Annotated in this window: 19 protein-coding genes; 7 read left to right on the top strand and 12 right to left on the bottom strand. The window is 29.8% G+C overall.

From position 1 onward, the window contains the following. Positions 1 to 233: 233 nt before the first annotated feature. The 8 genes from CF386_RS10265 to CF386_RS10300 all read right to left on the bottom strand — a co-directional run bounded on the left by CF386_RS10265 (position 234) and on the right by CF386_RS10300 (position 8,730). Positions 234 to 944, bottom strand: coding sequence for a helix-turn-helix transcriptional regulator (locus CF386_RS10265; protein ID WP_089074342.1), 711 nt, complete (start codon positions 942 to 944; stop codon positions 234 to 236). A 136-nt stretch (positions 945 to 1,080) separates the two neighbouring features. Further along, complete coding sequence (locus CF386_RS10270; protein WP_089074343.1) at positions 1,081 to 1,512, bottom strand: hypothetical protein; 432 nt, start codon at positions 1,510 to 1,512, stop codon at positions 1,081 to 1,083. A 157-nt stretch (positions 1,513 to 1,669) separates the two neighbouring features. Continuing rightward, the gene (locus tag CF386_RS10275; protein WP_089074344.1) at positions 1,670 to 1,906 is read right to left on the bottom strand and encodes a hypothetical protein; all 237 of its coding nucleotides are present in this window, start codon (positions 1,904 to 1,906) and stop codon (positions 1,670 to 1,672) included. 328 nt (positions 1,907 to 2,234) lie between these two features. After that, on the bottom strand, positions 2,235 to 5,240 hold the full coding sequence (locus tag CF386_RS10280; protein ID WP_089074345.1) for an ATP-binding protein: 3,006 nt from the start codon (positions 5,238 to 5,240) through the stop codon (positions 2,235 to 2,237). Then, the gene (locus tag CF386_RS10285; protein ID WP_089074346.1) at positions 5,237 to 5,896 is read right to left on the bottom strand and encodes a two component system response regulator; all 660 of its coding nucleotides are present in this window, start codon (positions 5,894 to 5,896) and stop codon (positions 5,237 to 5,239) included. The genes CF386_RS10280 and CF386_RS10285 overlap by 4 nt, the downstream gene beginning before the upstream one ends. 463 nt (positions 5,897 to 6,359) lie before the next feature. Next, on the bottom strand, positions 6,360 to 7,211 hold the full coding sequence (locus CF386_RS10290; protein ID WP_158522382.1) for an ABC transporter substrate-binding protein: 852 nt from the start codon (positions 7,209 to 7,211) through the stop codon (positions 6,360 to 6,362). After that, positions 7,160 to 7,957, bottom strand: a complete 798-nt coding sequence (locus tag CF386_RS10295) for an ABC transporter permease (protein ID WP_089074348.1) — start codon at positions 7,955 to 7,957, stop codon at positions 7,160 to 7,162. Before CF386_RS10295 ends, CF386_RS10290 begins: the two co-directional genes overlap by 52 nt. Positions 7,958 to 7,959: 2 nt before the next feature. Further along, entirely contained in the window at positions 7,960 to 8,730 is a 771-nt protein-coding gene (locus CF386_RS10300) for an ATP-binding cassette domain-containing protein (RefSeq protein ID WP_089074349.1), read from the bottom strand. Between the two features lie 288 nt (positions 8,731 to 9,018). Between CF386_RS10300 and CF386_RS10305 the strand changes: the two genes are divergently transcribed. Both CF386_RS10305 and CF386_RS10310 read left to right on the top strand, forming a co-directional pair. Further along, complete coding sequence (locus tag CF386_RS10305; protein WP_089074350.1) at positions 9,019 to 9,447, top strand: DUF1499 domain-containing protein; 429 nt, start codon at positions 9,019 to 9,021, stop codon at positions 9,445 to 9,447. Positions 9,448 to 9,455: 8 nt separating this feature from the next. Next, the gene (locus tag CF386_RS10310; protein WP_089074351.1) at positions 9,456 to 9,764 is read left to right on the top strand and encodes a hypothetical protein; all 309 of its coding nucleotides are present in this window, start codon (positions 9,456 to 9,458) and stop codon (positions 9,762 to 9,764) included. Here CF386_RS10310 and CF386_RS10315 read toward each other — a convergent pair. After that, a complete protein-coding gene (locus CF386_RS10315; protein ID WP_089074352.1) occupies positions 9,761 to 10,081 on the bottom strand; it encodes a rhodanese-like domain-containing protein in 321 nt (106 codons plus the stop codon). The genes CF386_RS10310 and CF386_RS10315 overlap by 4 nt on opposite strands. Before the next feature lie 143 nt (positions 10,082 to 10,224). Beyond that, positions 10,225 to 10,545, bottom strand: coding sequence for a stress response translation initiation inhibitor YciH (gene yciH / locus CF386_RS10320; protein WP_089074353.1), 321 nt, complete (start codon positions 10,543 to 10,545; stop codon positions 10,225 to 10,227). Positions 10,546 to 10,727: 182 nt separating this feature from the next. Here yciH and CF386_RS10325 point away from each other — a divergent pair, with 182 nt between their 5' ends. Beyond that, entirely contained in the window at positions 10,728 to 11,696 is a 969-nt protein-coding gene (locus CF386_RS10325) for a tyrosine-type recombinase/integrase (RefSeq protein ID WP_089074354.1), read from the top strand. A 227-nt stretch (positions 11,697 to 11,923) separates the two neighbouring features. On the opposite strand, the gene CF386_RS10330 is transcribed toward CF386_RS10325, so the two are convergent. After that, positions 11,924 to 12,910 (bottom strand): D-alanine--D-alanine ligase, encoded by a 987-nt coding sequence (locus CF386_RS10330; RefSeq protein WP_089074355.1) that lies wholly within the window; start codon positions 12,908 to 12,910, stop codon positions 11,924 to 11,926. 170 nt (positions 12,911 to 13,080) lie between these two features. Between CF386_RS10330 and CF386_RS10335 the strand changes: the two genes are divergently transcribed. The 3 genes from CF386_RS10335 to CF386_RS10345 all read left to right on the top strand — a co-directional run bounded on the left by CF386_RS10335 (position 13,081) and on the right by CF386_RS10345 (position 15,339). Beyond that, on the top strand, positions 13,081 to 13,758 hold the full coding sequence (locus tag CF386_RS10335) for a metal-dependent hydrolase (RefSeq protein WP_089074356.1): 678 nt from the start codon (positions 13,081 to 13,083) through the stop codon (positions 13,756 to 13,758). Between the two features lie 86 nt (positions 13,759 to 13,844). Then, positions 13,845 to 14,579 (top strand): nucleoside phosphorylase, encoded by a 735-nt coding sequence (locus CF386_RS10340; protein WP_089074357.1) that lies wholly within the window; start codon positions 13,845 to 13,847, stop codon positions 14,577 to 14,579. A gap of 76 nt (positions 14,580 to 14,655) precedes the next feature. Next, on the top strand, positions 14,656 to 15,339 hold the full coding sequence (locus CF386_RS10345) for a Crp/Fnr family transcriptional regulator (protein WP_089074358.1): 684 nt from the start codon (positions 14,656 to 14,658) through the stop codon (positions 15,337 to 15,339). 119 nt (positions 15,340 to 15,458) lie between these two features. Here CF386_RS10345 and CF386_RS10350 read toward each other — a convergent pair whose 3' ends face one another. After that, positions 15,459 to 16,727 carry an ammonium transporter gene (locus tag CF386_RS10350; protein ID WP_089074359.1) on the bottom strand — a complete coding sequence of 423 codons (1,269 nt, stop codon included), beginning with the start codon at positions 16,725 to 16,727 and terminating at the stop codon, positions 15,459 to 15,461. Between the two features lie 221 nt (positions 16,728 to 16,948). Between CF386_RS10350 and CF386_RS10355 the strand changes: the two genes are divergently transcribed. Beyond that, entirely contained in the window at positions 16,949 to 17,701 is a 753-nt protein-coding gene (locus tag CF386_RS10355) for a hypothetical protein (RefSeq protein ID WP_145955051.1), read from the top strand. Positions 17,702 to 17,815: the final 114 nt, after the last annotated feature.

Genomic DNA, 17,815 nt, shown 5'->3' on the forward strand with positions numbered 1-17,815 from the left:
AATTTCTAATCTAGCACTACTTGGTTCATTACCGTATTTATTTTTCTAAATTTAGTCTAATGTAACACGGTTAATGAAACTACAATCATTACTAATTTCATAAATTGAAAAATATATAATTGAGATAATTTACATATTAAGGTCGGTAAACTTTAATAACAGTGAATTTATTTCGGATAAGCTTTATTAGATTAAATTAAATCTAGTTTATATTAACAATACCCGAAATAAATTTAAGAAAGTTGTAAATTTTGGAATCTAGCACTACTTGGGGAGTTGCCATATTTCTTTTTGTAAACTTCGCTAAAATGAGCATGGTTACTAAACCCACAGTCAATAGCAATTTCTGAAATCTTTAAATTTGTAGTTAAAAGTAATTTACGTCCATTTTCCACCCTTCTATTAATAATCCATTGTTTTGCGGAAACGTTAAATTGTTCAAGAAAAAGGTGGTTTAAAGAACGCACTGATATTTTAAAATGTTCAGCATAATCTGAAACAGTATCAGATGAATTTATATTATTTATGATAAAATTTAAAATTGAAGTTTTTCCTCCAACCACATGATTCCATAGATCTGAATAATACTCTCGATTCATCCCCAAACAATATGTATAGATAAATAAAAATAGTGACTTTGTATCAACTTCCTTTAAATTTAAAAAAGCATCAAGGATTTCTTTATTAATTGGTGTTTTTTCGAAGGTAAGTTGAAATTTAGTGTCCGACTTAGCGGGTGAAATTAAGTTTTTGAGTCCTTCGCTATGTTCAATAAAGGCTTCCTTTGAAAAACTCACAACTTCAATGTTTTTATTATTTTTTATACTTGAAGGAATAACAGGACCTAAAGACATAACAAGCGTCATTCTTTTAATATTGTGGATTCTACCTAAAAAAGAAGCTGAACATCCTGCCTTAAATAATATAAAGTGAATCTTTTCCATGTCAAAATACCTATGCTTAAAAACGTAACACTATGATTATTTTGCATGTTTTGTGTTAAAGATTATATAAGGTTTAGACCTTAAGTTATTAATTTTGAGAGTTAAAGTTGTTTCAAAATAGAATTAAAAGATAATATTAATTTTTATGTTGATAATACATTTTTAGAAAGTCAGGGACTACATTTTTAGGAATCTCATAATCAATTCGGTTTGCATAATAAGTACAATCTTTTAGAGACACATAAGCCTTACCATTTGAAGTGTTTTTCTTAATTTGTCCTAAAACATAATTCAGATCATCATAATCATCTACACCAGCGGCAACGGCTTGGAAATAATTTGAGAAGTTATCAAATGCTATTTTAGATTTATCATCTAGCAACTTTTTTTGCTGACATAATGTTGTAGCTGTTCCAAAAACAATCAAGTCCTTGACATAGTCCTCATCAGTAATACTAGTTCTTGCATCTAATTTCACAAAATCATAAACCTCGTTTGAGAAAACATTAAATGAAGAAATATTTAAACCAATCAACAAAATTGTTTGAAATAGTTTACTCTTAATCATTATGTTTCCCCCTAATAGTCTTTCGGATATCATTTAATACTAATAACTTAAATTATAACTAATTGTTTGAAATACAACTTTCAAAAAACATCATTACTTATAAAAAGAATTTTATTTTTTATTTAATTAAGAAAAATAGATTTTTTAAAACGATATCTTACATTTTTATAAAATTAATAATCATTAAAAACATTAAACTAATGCCATCTTTCTGATCTTGAAAGCAAAAATTATCAGAAATTTCTTCATTGCTTTTATATAATCGTAATTCATTATTATTTTGTTGTATCACATTATTATCTTGCTCAGATCTCTTATGAAACTTTTTAAATGAATATGAATCTGAATAACAATCATCTATTATTTTTTTACAAACTGAACCTAAATTTTTCATCCCTTTTCCCTTTCATTTTTATATTTATATTTATATTTATATTTATATTTTCAAAAACCGCGACCTGTTCAATGTCACTATGAATTTGTATAGTTAAAAAGATATAATAATTAGCCTTTTTTTCTTATAAAAATAGTTATAAGTTATTAAAAATTTTATTTATATTTTTAAAATTTGTATTTAACGATTAACTTTTTAATGAGATGAATAGCGAAGTGTGCAAGAGTCTTTAAGGTTTGGTTGGCTAAAGATATTTCTTATTTTTTAATATCTTCAAATTTAGAAATAAACTTGTCTAACATGTATTGTGCAGAAAAAGTAAACAAAGCTATTTATTTTTATAACTTAGTAGAGCCAAAAGAACAGAAGGATTGATTAAATCTGAATTCTGTTTTAATTTCACAATATCTTCAATACTGTTGATGTAGTCGAAAAGCGTAATATAGCCAAACTGCCCGGAACTTCCTTTAATAATATGAAGTAAATCGTTAACTTTATTCCACTTCTCATTTGCACAGTAATCATCTAATTCGTTAATCATTCTTTTAATTTCTTTTTTGGCATTTATTTTTAAATTAGGATCAGAAATCATTGGTGTTTCATTTTGTTTGAGAATATTTAACTCCACACCTCTGTCTTGCTGATGAATTACAACTTTTTGTAATACTTCTTGAAAAGTAGATATACTGACTGGTTTTGTAACATTTTTAAAAAAAACGGGAAACTTGTTATGGATTCCCTCATTAGCAGTCAAAGATATTATAGGCGTATCAGTATCTAAGATCTCATCATTTTTTTTCCACTTTAAAGAAGCTTTAACACCATTCATTACATGCATCCTAATGTCCATAAAGACAACATCAAAAACATTTTTTGTTCCTAGATGAAGGGCTTCTTTTCCACTGCCTGCTGTCAAAACCTTATGTCCTAGGGATTCAAGCATTATTTTGAATATATCTCTATTAATGCCAACATCATCAACAACAAGTATTTTTAAAGCATACTTACAAGAATCAGCTACCTTCTTATGTGGATTTGAGGAAGCTGCATCATCAGAAACTTCATTTTTAAGCGAAATAAGTTTTTTAAATAAAGCCGAGGGTGAAAAGGGATATGATGGATCTTGTAAAATTCTGTATTGGTTATTTTGCTCATCATTCACAACACACCCCCATTCTTGTAGTTGGCGCCAAAGATTAGTCGGTGCCGAAATGGTTTTATTATTAAAAGTTTTTGGGGAAATAAAGTTTACATTTTGAGGCTCATTAAGTGGAATCATTAATGTAAAAATAGAGCCCTTACCTGGCTGACTTTTTACAATAATATCACCACCTAACCCTTGTGCTAGCTGTTTCGATAAAACTAAACCTAGGCCAATACCTTTAATATTAGAATGCTCACGCGTGTAAGGTACAAATAGTTTTCCTTGGAACTCAGGACTAATACCTAAACCATCATCTTTAATTAAAAAAAACAAATGCTTATTTTTAACATATACTAACAAACTTATGGTACCATCCTGGGAAAATTTAAAAGCATTTCCAATAATATTGATAAGGATTTGTTTAACCTTAAACGAATCAGTTTTAATGAATTCAGGCATATTTCTAGACTTTACTAAAGTCGTAAAAGTATATTTTTGACGTTTTAATTTAGGATAAAAAATAGATGCACTTTCTTCAATAATATCCAATATTGATACATTTTTGAATTGAAAGTTCATATGGCCAGCTTCAATACGTCTGATTACTATTAAGTTATTCATCTGCTCAAGAAGGACATTTGAACTTTCATTAATTGTTTTTAGCAAAAACTTATTCTGCTCTGAAGTTTCTTTAAGTTCTTTTGTCAAAAGTTCACCAGAAGCCATAATACTACTTAATGGCGTTCTAATTTCATGCGTTAACATATCCATTTCTTTTTCTTTGTAAAAACTTTTAAGCTCTGCAGACTTTTTTGCTGCTTCTAACTGCTTAGTTCGTATTTGTATTTTATGTTCTAAATTTTTATTGTATTCTTCAATTTCACTCAATAACTGATTATAACCTTTATTAAACTCATTAATTGTTGGGTTTGTTCTAAACATCACATTATCTTTTGTTTTTTGTTTTGCTTTAATTGACTGTATGAGCTGTTTTAAAGGTAAAGTGAAGTTTTTTTCTAGTATAAGTAACGTAACAAAAGCCATAACAAGCTGAAGAATAACAAATAAAGGAAAAGATTCTAATAGATGTTTTTTATATATATTCACTCTCTGATCTAGAGCAGTTACAGTCACAACCTCAAAGGGAGTGCTTGTAACAATTTGTTTAGTAATTATATACTTTCCAATTCTCAAATCACGAGGCTCCGTGGTTTCTTCGTTGGTTGGAGTAATTTTTGATAAAGCTGACTTTAATAACTGAAAAGGTAGCTGATCAGCAAAGACACTATTTTGATTTTTTAATAACATTCCCTTTTCATTAGATGATATAACGAAAGGATATTTTTCTGGTATTTTTGCTTCTTTTTTCGATGGAGTCTTGAGCATCTTAATTAAAGATGCTGGCAAGTGTGTGCCTTGAGGATATACCTTGTTATTAAATCTATTGAGGACAATAGAAAAGTTTTGCTGGGAGTTGGAATTTTCCAAATAATCAATCAAAGGTACACGCATTAATCCACCAATGTTTATAAGGCCCCATTTTTTAGTCTTAATCCTTTTAAAAACTGGAATTGCCGCAGTTTCTTCAAATTTTCCAGTAATTGTCGGAGCTTCTATTTTAGTTAACTTCCCCCAATGATACCCTTGATAACTTATTCTACTTCCTGCAATCAAAGAAGAAACATCTGCTAAAGCTTCTTTCGTTGTTGTTGTCAAATCATCGCAAGAAGAATAGTTTTTATACACAAGTAAATTTTCTTTTGGTGCTGATACAAAAACTTTTATAAAACCTTTGTAATAAGGTAATGAGTAATTAATTTTATTTAAAATCTCTTTCGCTAAATTTGATTTATTATAGGATGTCGATACACAAGCTTTTTGAGGTCTATCAATATCATTTAAAGTTAAGTTTTTTTGCTCTGGTTTTAAATCATAATCATCTTCATCTTGAAGACGAAATAGAGTAAAGTTGACAAGATCATCTAAATCTTTTTTACCAAAATGGTCAAAGTCTTGAAACTTATTTTGTAATGTATTTATATAATGATTATTTTCTTTAATTGCATCAATTCTCGATTGATCTTCTCTATAATATCCATACAAAGTTGCAGCATTTAAAACTAAATATAACAATACATTAACCATGATAATTTTAACAATGATTGATGTATTTTCTGTTTTGAAAATCATTTATCTAATCTAAGCCCTAACCTACTTGCCCAATTCATTAAATCAAGTGCATTATGCGCTTGTAATTTTCTCATTAGATTAAGCCTATGTGCTTCAACAGTTTTTAAACTGATCACAAGTAGCTCTGCAATATCACGATTTTTATGACCTTCAGCGACTAGTTTTAAAATTTGCAACTCTCTGGGGGTTAATTTTTTTGGAGGATCTTTCTTTTCTGTTTGATCTAAATCTGTAGATATCAAACTAATCTGAATAGCTTCATCGATAAACTTTTGTTCAATAAAAGCATTATTAATCGCTTTTAACAACGTTTCTTGAGAACTTCTTTTTAGAACGTAACCTGAGGCACCAGAATCAATAGCTTGTTTAACTGTTATTTCTTTTGTATCTGCACTCAAACAGACAATTTTTGTTTGTGGCCACCGACCTTTTAATTTTTTAAGTACTGCTAAGCCATCCATTCCAGGAAGAGATAAATCAAGGATAATTAGCTCTGGTAAATTTTTTAAGCAATAATCATAAACTTCTAAACCATTATTGCAAATACCTGTGACTTCAAATTGCTCTGTATTTTCTAATAGACTCTTGACTCCTTCTGCAATAAAAAGGTGATCATCGACTATGAGTGTTTTAATTATTTTATTTTTGTCCAACATTATAAATTTATCTATTCATTAAAAACTATATTTCAAATTATTCTTTCGTTATTTCATAAGGTTTAATTTATGAAATTGAAATCTTTAGTAACGAGTTTAGCTGACAATTCAATGAACATTCTAAAAGTAACATTGAAATATTCAGTCTGATTAGATTAAGGGTTCTTCCATTTACATTTATATCTGAAAATTAAAAAATTAAGTTTTAAGGAATTTTTATACTGCGATTCATTATTTTTATTATGTCTTTGTAATAATTTTAAGGTTTTTGTTTAAACTTTAATTATTATCAACAATGTCGCATCCTTTTAAGGAAACTATCATATCTTTTTATGATCTATACTTCAATGAATTCTTTACTTCGAAAACAATTAAATTTTAAAATTTAAACTTTAAATAAAATTATCTCCTAAAAGTAAAGATCATTTGCGCACTTTCCAACAAGTTATTCGAGAGTATTAATCTATTGTTGCCTATTTGTATCACAATGTAAATTTATGGACAAAAGTCCTTTATCTTCTAGAAAGGTTCTGGCAACTTCTAGCGGTGATTTTTTTTCAATATCGACCTGATAATTTAACGATTGCATCACTTTATTTGTGATTAAGTGATTCAAAGGCTTTAATGCACATTTTATTTCTGGGTGCTTCTTTAAAATTGCTTCTCTAGCAACAATTGCCGCATCATAAGGAGGATTGATGTGCCTGTCATCCTCTAAAGGCACTATAGCATATTTACTAAGCTGTCCATCTGTTGTAAACACTAAAATGGTATTAACAATACCTGTCTTAAATGCTTGATACATTAAATTCGGTTCCATAAGCTTAATTTGAGACTTTGGAATATTTAAATCATATACTTTCTTATAATTTGGAAAGCCATCTTTTCTTAACAAAAATTCAGATGGAACTGCAAGTTTCAGTTTGCTTTCAACCAACTTCAACTGGCTTAACTTATAAACCCCAAATTTTGAAGCGATTGCTTTTGAAATAGCCAAGGTTTGAGAGTTATAAAAACCCAATGGTTCTAGCCATGTAATACCATATTTATCTTCATAACCTTTGTTAACGGTATTATAAATGTCTTGACTGGATAATTTAGGATTAAAGGGTTGCTTTAAAACCGTCAGAAGTCCTGTGCCCGTATACTCAGGATAAATATCAACAGCTCCTTTTTTAAGGGCTTCTGTTACAATATCCGTTGAACCTAAATTTATTTTTTTTTCTACTTTTAAACCAGTGTGCTTTTCTAACATCAAAGCGATTATATTGCCAAGAATATACTGCTCTGTGAAGTTTTTACTTGCAACAACCACAGTTTTGTTGTTTTTTTCATTTGTATTTTTGAGAAATAATAATAACAAGAGCCTATTATAAATATGAATAAAAGAGCCCATGTCAAATTGCTCATGACTCTTTTGGGCTTTGCTTTTACATGCTTTTTATTAAAAAGTATTCCAATTTTTGCGATTAAATAATCAGAAGCAATTGCAAGAATTGCTGCAGGAATGGTTCCGAGAAGAAGAAGCGTATTGTTGTTCAATGCCAACCCTTGGGTTATAAAATCACCTAAACCACCTGCACCAATGAATGCTGCAATCGTCGTTATACCTATGGTCATTGCAGAAGCGATTCTGATTCCTGAAAAAATTGATGGAATTGCAAGCGGTAAGAAAACATGTTGAAGCCTTTGAGTTTTAGTTAAATAAAGACCCTCGGCAGCTGAAACATATTCCCTAGGAATATCCATTAAACCAGTATAGGTGCTTCGTACTATAGGAAGCAGTGCATATGCTATTAAGGCAATAAGTGTTGGCGGATAACCAATACCGACAAAAGGAATTAAAAGACCAAGAATGGCAAGACTTGGTATCGTCTGTAAAATATTTACAAAAGCAAAAACAACTTTTCTCATTTTTGGCTTATAAAACAAGAAAATGCCGAGTGGAATAGCGATAACTATCGAGATAAAAAGAGCTGAGTAAGAAATATAAATATGCTCTAGTAACCTTTCGATTAAATCATTTCCGTGTTTTGAAAAAAAACTGTATAAAATATCCATGATTACTCTATAAAATGTTTGATTTTTTCATATGAAATTAATGACTGACTTTTGTACTGTCTAACAAAGTCATTACTTGGTTTTTGCACGATATTTTTTGGCGTTCCAATCTGTTGAATCTCACCTTGGTCCATAACCACAATTTTATCAGCAAGCAATAATGCTTCACTGAAATCATGTGTGATCAACACTATCGTTTTTTTTAGTTTTTGATTTAGAACTTTAATTTCATCATATAACTGGTTTTTAGTTAAAATATCTAGAGCGCTAAAAGGTTCATCCATTAAAACTATATCTGGATTTGTCGATAGTGCTCTGGCAATATTCACTCTTTGCTGCTGCCCGCCTGATAATTCACTAGGGAAATTAAGCAACATTTTTTTATCCATATTCATAAGTTGGATAAGGTCCTCTGCTTTTATTTGAAGCTCTTTGGGAACTGTTTTTATATTTGAGGTGATGATTGGTAAAATAATATTTTTGTAAACAGACATGTGCGGGAACAAACCTGCTTGTTGAAAGACAAATCCAATTTGGGACTTTAATTCATAAAGAGACATATTTTGGACGCAATTGCCATCAATCCATACATTTCCATCTGTTGGCCTTAAAGTCCCTGCTATTATATTCAGTAATGTGGTTTTGCCGGAACCTGAAGAGCCTACTATAACTATAGTTTCACCGCTTTGAATATCCAAAGTAAAGTCTTTGAGAGCAGGACGAATATCTTGCTGCTTCGTATAGTGTTTAGTTAATCCGTTAATTTTAATCATATAAGAAAATTTTTTTTTTATATTTTAAACTTTATAAGTTATAAACATCAAATATATTTCAACTTTTATAAGCATATAATAATAAAAAACATATTTTTTTTATTTGAATATCTTATTAGTCTTCTCACTTCACAAATTAAGTGAAACTTTTGCTATTAATCATAAAAAACCATTAAATTTAATCATATAATAGAAATTAATGAACCTAATTGAATATCATTTTATTTGTTGTAAAAAATTAGGATAGATAGAATTCACTAGTAACCCGAATTAAAAGGAAGTATATCTATGAAGTGGGGACAAAGAAGTCGTTCTACAGTCACTAAACAAATTATTAATTTTGATAATTTAAAAAAACCAGATAAAAAAAACTGGTATCTTGCAGCACCGGAACATAATGAATTGACTGTCACTCCGGACTTAATTGTGCCAATTTATAATATGAGTTTAAAAAAACTCAATCAACAATGGAATACTTTTGTACAATCAAAAAGATTTACCTTATCCTATTCGAATAAAAATAACGAAAGACAATATGTATTTCGAAGTTTTTTCTTTCGATTTCCAGATTTATTGACTGTTAAACTAATTCCTATCGATGAAAAAACATCATCTTTGGTGATGCTCAGTTTTGCATTGGTAGGTTATTATGATTTTGGCGTCAATAAAAGAAGGGTGAATAAAATTCTAACAAACTTTGAAAACTATATTAAATAAATCAAATAATGACCATATCACTTCAAAACTATCAAGAATTTTTAGTTGGAACTTGGCAAGGTTCCTGGCAAAAATATTTAAACGTAAAGGTGCAAATAAATATTGTTGAGGGCCAAATAAAAGGCTACTACGATATGAACAAGAAAATTATCCACTTTACAGGATATATTGCCTATATAGATGAGCACTCTTTAGAAATTAAATTTAACCCACCTATGGAAAAAAATTCTGGTGGCTTTTTTTATTTTAAAGACAATAAACTTCAATTATATTGCCTTGATATTAAGCATGATTTTGTCAAAATCAGTGATAATTAATACTTACTTACATTGGGATCAACATCAGACGACCATTTGTCGATTCCACCGGTTAGATTGATCACATTATCGAATCCTGCTTGCATTAAATAATTACACACATGCATGCTTCGTATACCATGGTGACAAATACAAATGATGGTTTGTTCTTCATCAAGCTCATTTAAAGCTGATGGAATTTGTGACATGGGGATATTAATAGATTGTTCTAATCGGGCAATATCGAACTCCCACTTTTCTCTCACATCTAATAAAAAAAGATTTCCACTGTCCGATTGAATAAGTTGATGAAGTTCATTCGGTGAAATTTGTTTCATATAATTTGTCCTGATAATAATTTAAATTTGTCAATTTGTTGACAATTGAAAAACTAAGCATGTTATTTTGTAGATGCTAATGGATATTAGCATGTTATATTATTTGTATTTATTTGCCTGCTTAGACTCTTTAAGCAGGATTTTTATCCACCTGCAAACTTTACTTTAAAGCTCATACCCTCTAAAACACTTTTTATTTTTTCTCTATTATCGCCTTGAATTTCTATCTGTTTTCCCTTAACAGAGCCACCACAGCCACAGGCTTGTTTTAGTTTTTTGCAAATATCTTTTAAATTGTTTTCAAGTGGGTTAATACCAGAAATAACACATACACCTTTTCCTTTTCGTCCTTTTGTTTCTCTTTGAATTCGAACAATACCGTCACCGTCAAAGGTTTCTTGTGGTTTGTCTTCTTTAATTTTTCCAAATTCGGTTGAATAAACAAGTCTTGAATTATCACTCATAAGTTCTTATCCCGTTGGCTATTAACAATCAATAATATTTAAAATTGGACTGTATTATATATTTTTTCAAAATACTAATCACACATTTTGTTAAATATATTAAATAATTGTTCCTTTTACATTGATTTATAGATAAAAGTTATATAATTTTAAACTACCAATAAGTTATAGTGCCTTAGAAAATGAAAAGAGTAATAACAGAGATTAGTTGCCCCATTACAAAACGAGAAAGTATGAAGGTATTTTCTAAAAACATTGCCTCAATAGAGCCTTGGAAGGAAATCACGCAACAATCCTATGCACCTAATACCTTGATTTCATTTAATAATGACTGGAATCATTTTATTAATTTTTGTTTAGAGCATCAGATGATACCTCTTCCAGCAACACCTAAAGTAATTAAGCTTTATTTGAATCATGTTCGAAAAACAAGAAAATTAGCTACCATTAAAAGATATTGTATAACTATTTCTCTCGTTCATCGTTGCCATGGTTATGTCACTCCCGTGGATCATCAAGAAATAAAACTTTTGTTAATGTCGATTCATAATGACAAAACCAATGATTTTAAGCAGCCAGCTCCTTTTCGAAAGTTTCATTTAGATCAATTAATTGAAAAGTTAGGCAATAGTGAACGATTAAAAGATTTAAGAGATTTAGCGATTTGGTCATTAATGTTCGAAGCCATGTTAAAAAGGACAGAGCTAAAACTCATTACTTTAAATAATTTAGATTTACAAAACCCGAAAAGTATAACTCTAACGATAGAAGATTACATGTTCACTTTGTCTGAAGAAACTTCGTTATTAATCAGCAAATGGCTCAACCACAGCTTAATTACAGAGGGGTTTCTTTTTCGAAGTATAAATAAACATGGACATATTCATAACCAGCCTATGGATCCTTCCTCTATTTACAGGGTGTTTAGACGTATCGCTGTCGAGTTAAATTTATCTCATTCTGTTATCTTTTCAGGACAATCGCCACGAATTGGCGCCTCTCTTGATTTATCAGAAGATGGCTATCAAATTAATGAGATACAATCCAAAGGCAGATGGAAAAGCTCTGCTATGCCAGCTCAATATGTCGGTCAAATTGCCAAAAGAAATGTTGAAATGGATAAATTTAAAAAGAAAAAAGAATGGAAGTAACCCATCTCGACACAACAAAAATATACATAGACTACCTATATGAAAGTAATCTTTGATTATATCACATAAAATACACTATAAAATATATGGTTATGATAGGATTACCTATTTTGCCCCTTAAATTAGCATTACTTGTAACACATTGATTTGTATGTTACTTACTTAAGAACAAAAAAGGTATTTAAAATTATTAATCATTCAAATTAAAAAATATTTACTAAAAGAAATTATTCAGCATTTATTTTATCTTTCAGATATTCTTGGAATGAATGTCCATTTTCAATTAACATCTTGGGAAACATCGATATTTCAGTCATTCCTGGAAATGTATTGATTTCATTTAAATAAATTTCACCATCTTCCGTTAAGAAAAAATCAATGCGTGATAAATCTTTTAAATTTAAAAATTTGAAAGCTTTTCGAGATAAAATATCAATGATCTCAACTTGCTGTGCTGTCAAATTAGAGGCTTTTACATGGGTCACTGATTGACTGTCAGCACTATATTTTTCTTCAAAAGTATAATGGCTGTTTTGAGGTGCAATGATTTCACCAGGAAAACTGACATGTAATTGATCTTGCATTTCATACGCTGCAACTTCAAGCTCTCTAACCTTCAGGCATTTTTCAATTAATACCACATCTGAATAAGTAAATGCTTTTTTTATAGATTCTAACAGCTCTCCAATGTTATCTACTTTATAACAACCAATCGATGAGCCTTGAGAAGCCGCTTTTACAAAAACCTCTTCATGTTCAAATAAAAAATTAGAAGCTTCAAGCAATGCATCTTCAGATTGATCTTGCAAAAAGATGTAAGGTGTATTTTTTATACCAAGTGCATCAAACCATAATTTAGTTGTCACTTTATTAAAACAAATTTTGCTAGATTCTGAGTCACAACCCAAATAAGGTGTATTAGACATTTTAAGGAGAGATTGAATATCTCCTGTTTCTCCAGGATAACCATGGATACAGGGGATAACATAATCAATTTTTAACTTAGATGTTGTCATATTTAAATTACCATCTAAATCAAAAGACACCTTATCATCATTTGGGCAATACCATCCATTTTTTTTGATTTCAACTTTAATGTATTCTACATTGGGAATATTATTAAGGTTTTCTTCTATGTATTTTGAAGATTTTAAAGAAATTTCGTGCTCTGACTCACCGCCCCCACAAAGAAGCATTATTGTTTTTGTATTCATTCGGTTCCCTTTAAGCAACATATCCCATCTTATAAACTTATATAAATGACAATTAAATGTCGTATTTAGATTAAATACGCATAAATTTTGAGCACCTATATTACAAAATTGAAATATATTAAAACATTATTTATCATATGGTTATGTATTCAAATAATAATAAATAAAATATGGCAAATTTTCAAACTCATTTTTCTGGTGCCGCAATAGCAGGAGTTTTAAGCAGCTCTTTATTTCTCAGTGCGAATGTTGTTTCCATTCATTATTTCCTAGCGTGTCTTTGCCTCACAATTATTGGTGGCATTTTTCCTGACATCGACTCAGATCATTCGGAATCCATCAAAATAATATTTACATTGCTTGCCTTGTTTTTTTCAACATTTAGCCTTATTTTTGTCACCAATCATGCCAGTTTATTAATTTGTATTATTTCTTTTTTTTCTACATATTTAGTAATTAGGTATGGCTTAATTAATGCCTTTAGACATTTAACTTCCCATCGAGGACTCTTTCATTCTATTCCGATGAGTCTTTTGATATCGATTTTAATTTACATGCTTTCTCATTGGGGTTTAAAATTTTCATCGCTATCATCATTAGTTTTTGGTTTCAGCTTTTTAATTGGTTACATTACGCATCTTGGGTTAGATGAATTTTACAGTGTCAATTTTTCCAATGTAAAATTAAAAAAATCATTTGGAAGTGCTTTAACCATTTTTTCTTTAAATAATATTATCGGATATTCCCTATTATATATCATACTTTTTAGCCTCATATTTATAAACCCTATTATAATTTCAAATGCTATTTTGATAAAAAACTTAATTCTTAAAATGCATATTTTATGAGTGACTCCTAGAAAGGACATAAGTCCTTTTAATCTAATCTTGATCCTGTATGATTACCTTAAGTTTTTTAATAAAAATAAATTAATATGATAAATAAAGTAATGCCGCACATTCATGTAAGTGCTGAGCAAATATCTAAAAAAGTTATCATTTGTGGTGATCCTGAAAGAGTAACTCGAGCCTCTTTCTTACTAACAGATACTACTTTAATAGCTCATAATAGAGAATTTAAAGTGTTAAATGGTTATTATCAAAATGAATTAATCACTATTTGTAGCACAGGTATAGGGAGTCCCTCCACTGGAATTGTAATAGAAGAGCTCAACAAATGTAATGTTCAAAAAATCATACGAGTGGGTTCTTGTGGCTCTCTGAGACATGACATTAATCATGGTGATATTATTGTTGCCGAAGGTGCTGTTCGTGATGAAGGGACTTCAAAGTCTTATGTCGCCGATGGTTTTCCCGCAGTTGCGTCAAGGCATCTAATGAGAAAAATAGAAGATTCAATATTAAGTGATACCCAGCTTAATCATTATTTTGGCATTGTCCGCTCACATGACTCTTTTTATATCGATAATGAAAGTGAGATATTACATTTTTGGTCTCAAAAAAATGTTATTGGTTGCGATATGGAAACCTCGACTCTGTTAACTCTTGCTAGATTGAGGGGAATAGAAGCAGCATCAATCTTATTTGTTGTAACAAATTTTTCTAACGATGTACTTGATGAAATCTCAAATTATACCCAAAATAGCCTAAACACAAAATTTAATGAACAGGAAGCTTTAAAATTAGCTCTTGAGACACTGATTAAGTAATAAAATAAATTTATTGGCAATCACATGAATGAGTAGTTAATATGAGTATATGAAATGATACAAACTACTCATTACTATGCAATTAAATTTTGAAATATACAAACATACCAGATTCTACAAAAAATTAAATCAATTAAAAGAACCCTTTTTAAATGATTTGAAAAAGTGTTTTTTAGGAAGTAAGTGCATTCCAAAAAATATTACCCTAATGACTCAAAATCAAAGTCTGCAATACCTATATTTAATTTATGATGGTTCTATTGCTTTTGAAATGACAACTCTAGGTGGAAAAACCTACCAACTAGGGAATGTAAAATGTGATCATACGATAATTGGTGAAATGGAGTTTTATTCAAATACACTCATCCAATCAACAGTTGTCGCGTCTGAAAAAATTAATGTTGAAGTAATTAGTATGGCATTGCTTGAGCAGTTGCTCGAAGAAAAGCCTGAATACCATTTAATTTTCACTACATCTTTATCATATGATTACCTTGATTCTTTGGATGTTATGTATCAAAGAATTCTTCATCCCATATCCTATAATATTGCCATTGATCTGTTAAAAACAGAAAAAAAGTTAACATCATTTAATTCTTCAATAAAAGAAGCTGAACGTTTTGGTACCTCTGATCGCGTATACAGAAGAGCTGTTAAAGGGTTAATGGAGTTAAACTTAATCACTAAAGAAAAAAATAAGCTGGTAATCGTAGACCGGAAAAAACTCGAAGAATATATTGAATCAATGCAGATAGGATAAGGGTAAAAAGAGTGAATTGAGTAAGTCTATGTAAGATATACTAATTCACCTAATTTTAAACTATTATATATTTTTAACTACAAAGAGCTTCTAATTGTTTTTTCCTTTATATGAATTTACTATCCTAATTTTTCATCATGACAAGATAAATCAAGTCCCAATTGTTCGTCATCTAAAGCGACTCTAAAGCCAAGCATCTTATCAATTACTTTTAAAATAATATAAGAAACAATTCCGCTATAAAAAATTGAACTTAAAACACCCACCAATTGGATCGGTACTTGCATGAAATTGCCTTCTAATAATCCAGGAGTTCCACCAATTGATTTGCAAGCAAAAATACCTGTTGTTATGGCACCAATAATTCCCCCTATGCCATGAATACCCCAGCAATCTAAAGAATCATCAATATTTAATTTTCTTTTTAAAACTGTAACGCCCCAATAACAACCCGCACTTCCAAAAATTCCTGTAAATAAACCACCAACAGGATCCACAAAACCTGCAGCAGGAGTAATGGCAACCAAACCAGCGACACAACCAGAAATGATTCCTAATAAACTGGGCTTTTTATGAATGTACCACTCGATAAACATCCATGTTACACCTGCAGCAGCAGTTGCAATTTGTGTCACTAGCATAGCCATAGCTGCTGCTTTTCCTGCAGTTGCAGCAGAGCCCGCATTAAAGCCAAACCATCCGATCCATAATAAAGCTCCTCCAATAACGGCATATATCAGGTTATGTGGCGACATATTATCTTTTTTGTAATTATACCTAGGTCCTAAAACCATAGCAGCCACCAAACCAGCAATCCCTGCGTTAATATGAATCACATCTCCACCGGCAAAATCAAGAACACCTAAACTATCAAGCCAGCCGTCAGGGCCCCATACCCAATGACAGATAGGACAATAAACAAGAATACTCCATAATGATAAAAAAAGAATTAAGGCTGAAAACTTTACACGCTCAACAACAGCACCGACTATAATAACGGGTGCGATAATAGCAAATGTCATTTGAAACATTACGAACAATGATTCAGGAATAGTATCACTAAGCGAATTTATTGATAATTTGTTTAAAGCAATGTTAGTTAAATCACCCAAAAAAGCATTACCCTCGGTAAAACAAAGCGAATAACCTACAAAAAACCAAAGTAAACTAATAATGCATGCTGTTGCAAAGGCCTGCATGCTTAGAGAAAGAATATTTTTTTTTCTGACCATACCTCCATAAAATAACGCTAATCCAGGTATGGTCATAAAAAGCACCAGCACACTCGAAACCAACATCCAGGCAGTATCGCCAGAATTAATGCCATCTGCAAAACAAACGTTAGGCAGTAAAACAAAAACAAAAATTAAAAAAGCTCTAAAATTCATAAAATTCCTAATAATTTGACAAAGTAGACTCTATATACTATTGCAATAATCATGCCATAATTAAAAAAATTTAAGATATTGATTTTATTATTTATTTTTTCTTTAGATTTCTTTGTATTGATGCTTTGCAGGGCAAATGCACTAATATTGTCCATAGTATTTAACTTTTTTTATATTTTTATGTATATTAAATATATGGTGTTTTTTGGATGGTTCATCTTTTGAAGTTATTAAAATGGATATTATTTGCCATTATTTCCGTCATATTTTTAATTTTATTTGGTTTTTCGATTTTTGCCATATATTTGAAGACATTAGGCATTACTATAGAAGGTTTTAGTGGTATTTCCTATGATAAAAAAAGTATTTACCTAAAAACATTAAAATTAAACTATGATGGATTTATTGTTGACTCCCAAAAAATAAAAATCACAAAATCTGAAGATAACTGGTTTAATCTTAAAAACATATATCGAATCAGAACTAGCCAAACACTTATTCAAATTCCCGAAGATTTGCGCCAGAAATCAAAATTTATACCATCAACAGTCATTTTTTATAAAATGCATGCTCGTACATATCCAAAATTAATGTTGAAGAAAATTAAAATAACCTCCTCTCTGGTTATGGCCAACTCGAATGATAAACTTAATCTTTATACACTTTTTGATACAAAGTCTTTCTTTAAATATGATCCATTAAATAGTCAATTTTCAAGTCAAATAAAAAATGGAATAATTGATAACCTTGAATTCAATAAAATTAATTTGAAAAATATTCACTTTGATACAAGGTTTAATCATCTTAAAAGCAGTTTAAACTTTAGTGTTAATCAAGCCGAATCAGAAAAGCCAAATACTATCAAAGTTCAAAAACTTTTTGTACATAGCTCCTATAAAGAAAAAGAAAGAAAAACTCTTTTGAAAATTCATTCGATCAATTTAAATCATCAATCCCAAAAAAAATTAATTTAAATACTAATGAACTGAAAAATTTACTAAATTCCATATATAAAATAAATTTAAATACATTTAATGTTATTAAAGTTAATCATCTAAGATATAATCAATGGAATTTTGATAAGACTA

The organism is Paraphotobacterium marinum, from assembly GCF_002216855.1.
Taxonomy (GTDB): domain Bacteria; phylum Pseudomonadota; class Gammaproteobacteria; order Enterobacterales; family Vibrionaceae; genus Paraphotobacterium; species Paraphotobacterium marinum.

Coding starts and splice junctions, on each gene's coding strand:
- yciH (WP_089074353.1), bottom strand. CDS start 10,545: ATGAGTGATAATTCAAGACTTGTTTATTCAACCGAATTTGGAAAAATT.
- CF386_RS10275 (WP_089074344.1), bottom strand. CDS start 1,906: ATGAAAAATTTAGGTTCAGTTTGTAAAAAAATAATAGATGATTGTTAT.
- CF386_RS10270 (WP_089074343.1), bottom strand. CDS start 1,512: ATGATTAAGAGTAAACTATTTCAAACAATTTTGTTGATTGGTTTAAAT.
- CF386_RS10305 (WP_089074350.1), top strand. CDS start 9,019: ATGAAGTGGGGACAAAGAAGTCGTTCTACAGTCACTAAACAAATTATT.
- CF386_RS10315 (WP_089074352.1), bottom strand. CDS start 10,081: ATGAAACAAATTTCACCGAATGAACTTCATCAACTTATTCAATCGGAC.
- CF386_RS10285 (WP_089074346.1), bottom strand. CDS start 5,896: ATGTTGGACAAAAATAAAATAATTAAAACACTCATAGTCGATGATCAC.
- CF386_RS10265 (WP_089074342.1), bottom strand. CDS start 944: ATGGAAAAGATTCACTTTATATTATTTAAGGCAGGATGTTCAGCTTCT.
- CF386_RS10310 (WP_089074351.1), top strand. CDS start 9,456: ATGACCATATCACTTCAAAACTATCAAGAATTTTTAGTTGGAACTTGG.
- CF386_RS10300 (WP_089074349.1), bottom strand. CDS start 8,730: ATGATTAAAATTAACGGATTAACTAAACACTATACGAAGCAGCAAGAT.
- CF386_RS10295 (WP_089074348.1), bottom strand. CDS start 7,957: ATGGATATTTTATACAGTTTTTTTTCAAAACACGGAAATGATTTAATC.
- CF386_RS10345 (WP_089074358.1), top strand. CDS start 14,656: ATGCAATTAAATTTTGAAATATACAAACATACCAGATTCTACAAAAAA.
- CF386_RS10335 (WP_089074356.1), top strand. CDS start 13,081: ATGGCAAATTTTCAAACTCATTTTTCTGGTGCCGCAATAGCAGGAGTT.
- CF386_RS10325 (WP_089074354.1), top strand. CDS start 10,728: ATGAAAAGAGTAATAACAGAGATTAGTTGCCCCATTACAAAACGAGAA.
- CF386_RS10280 (WP_089074345.1), bottom strand. CDS start 5,240: ATGATTTTCAAAACAGAAAATACATCAATCATTGTTAAAATTATCATG.
- CF386_RS10340 (WP_089074357.1), top strand. CDS start 13,845: ATGATAAATAAAGTAATGCCGCACATTCATGTAAGTGCTGAGCAAATA.
- CF386_RS10330 (WP_089074355.1), bottom strand. CDS start 12,910: ATGAATACAAAAACAATAATGCTTCTTTGTGGGGGCGGTGAGTCAGAG.
- CF386_RS10350 (WP_089074359.1), bottom strand. CDS start 16,727: ATGAATTTTAGAGCTTTTTTAATTTTTGTTTTTGTTTTACTGCCTAAC.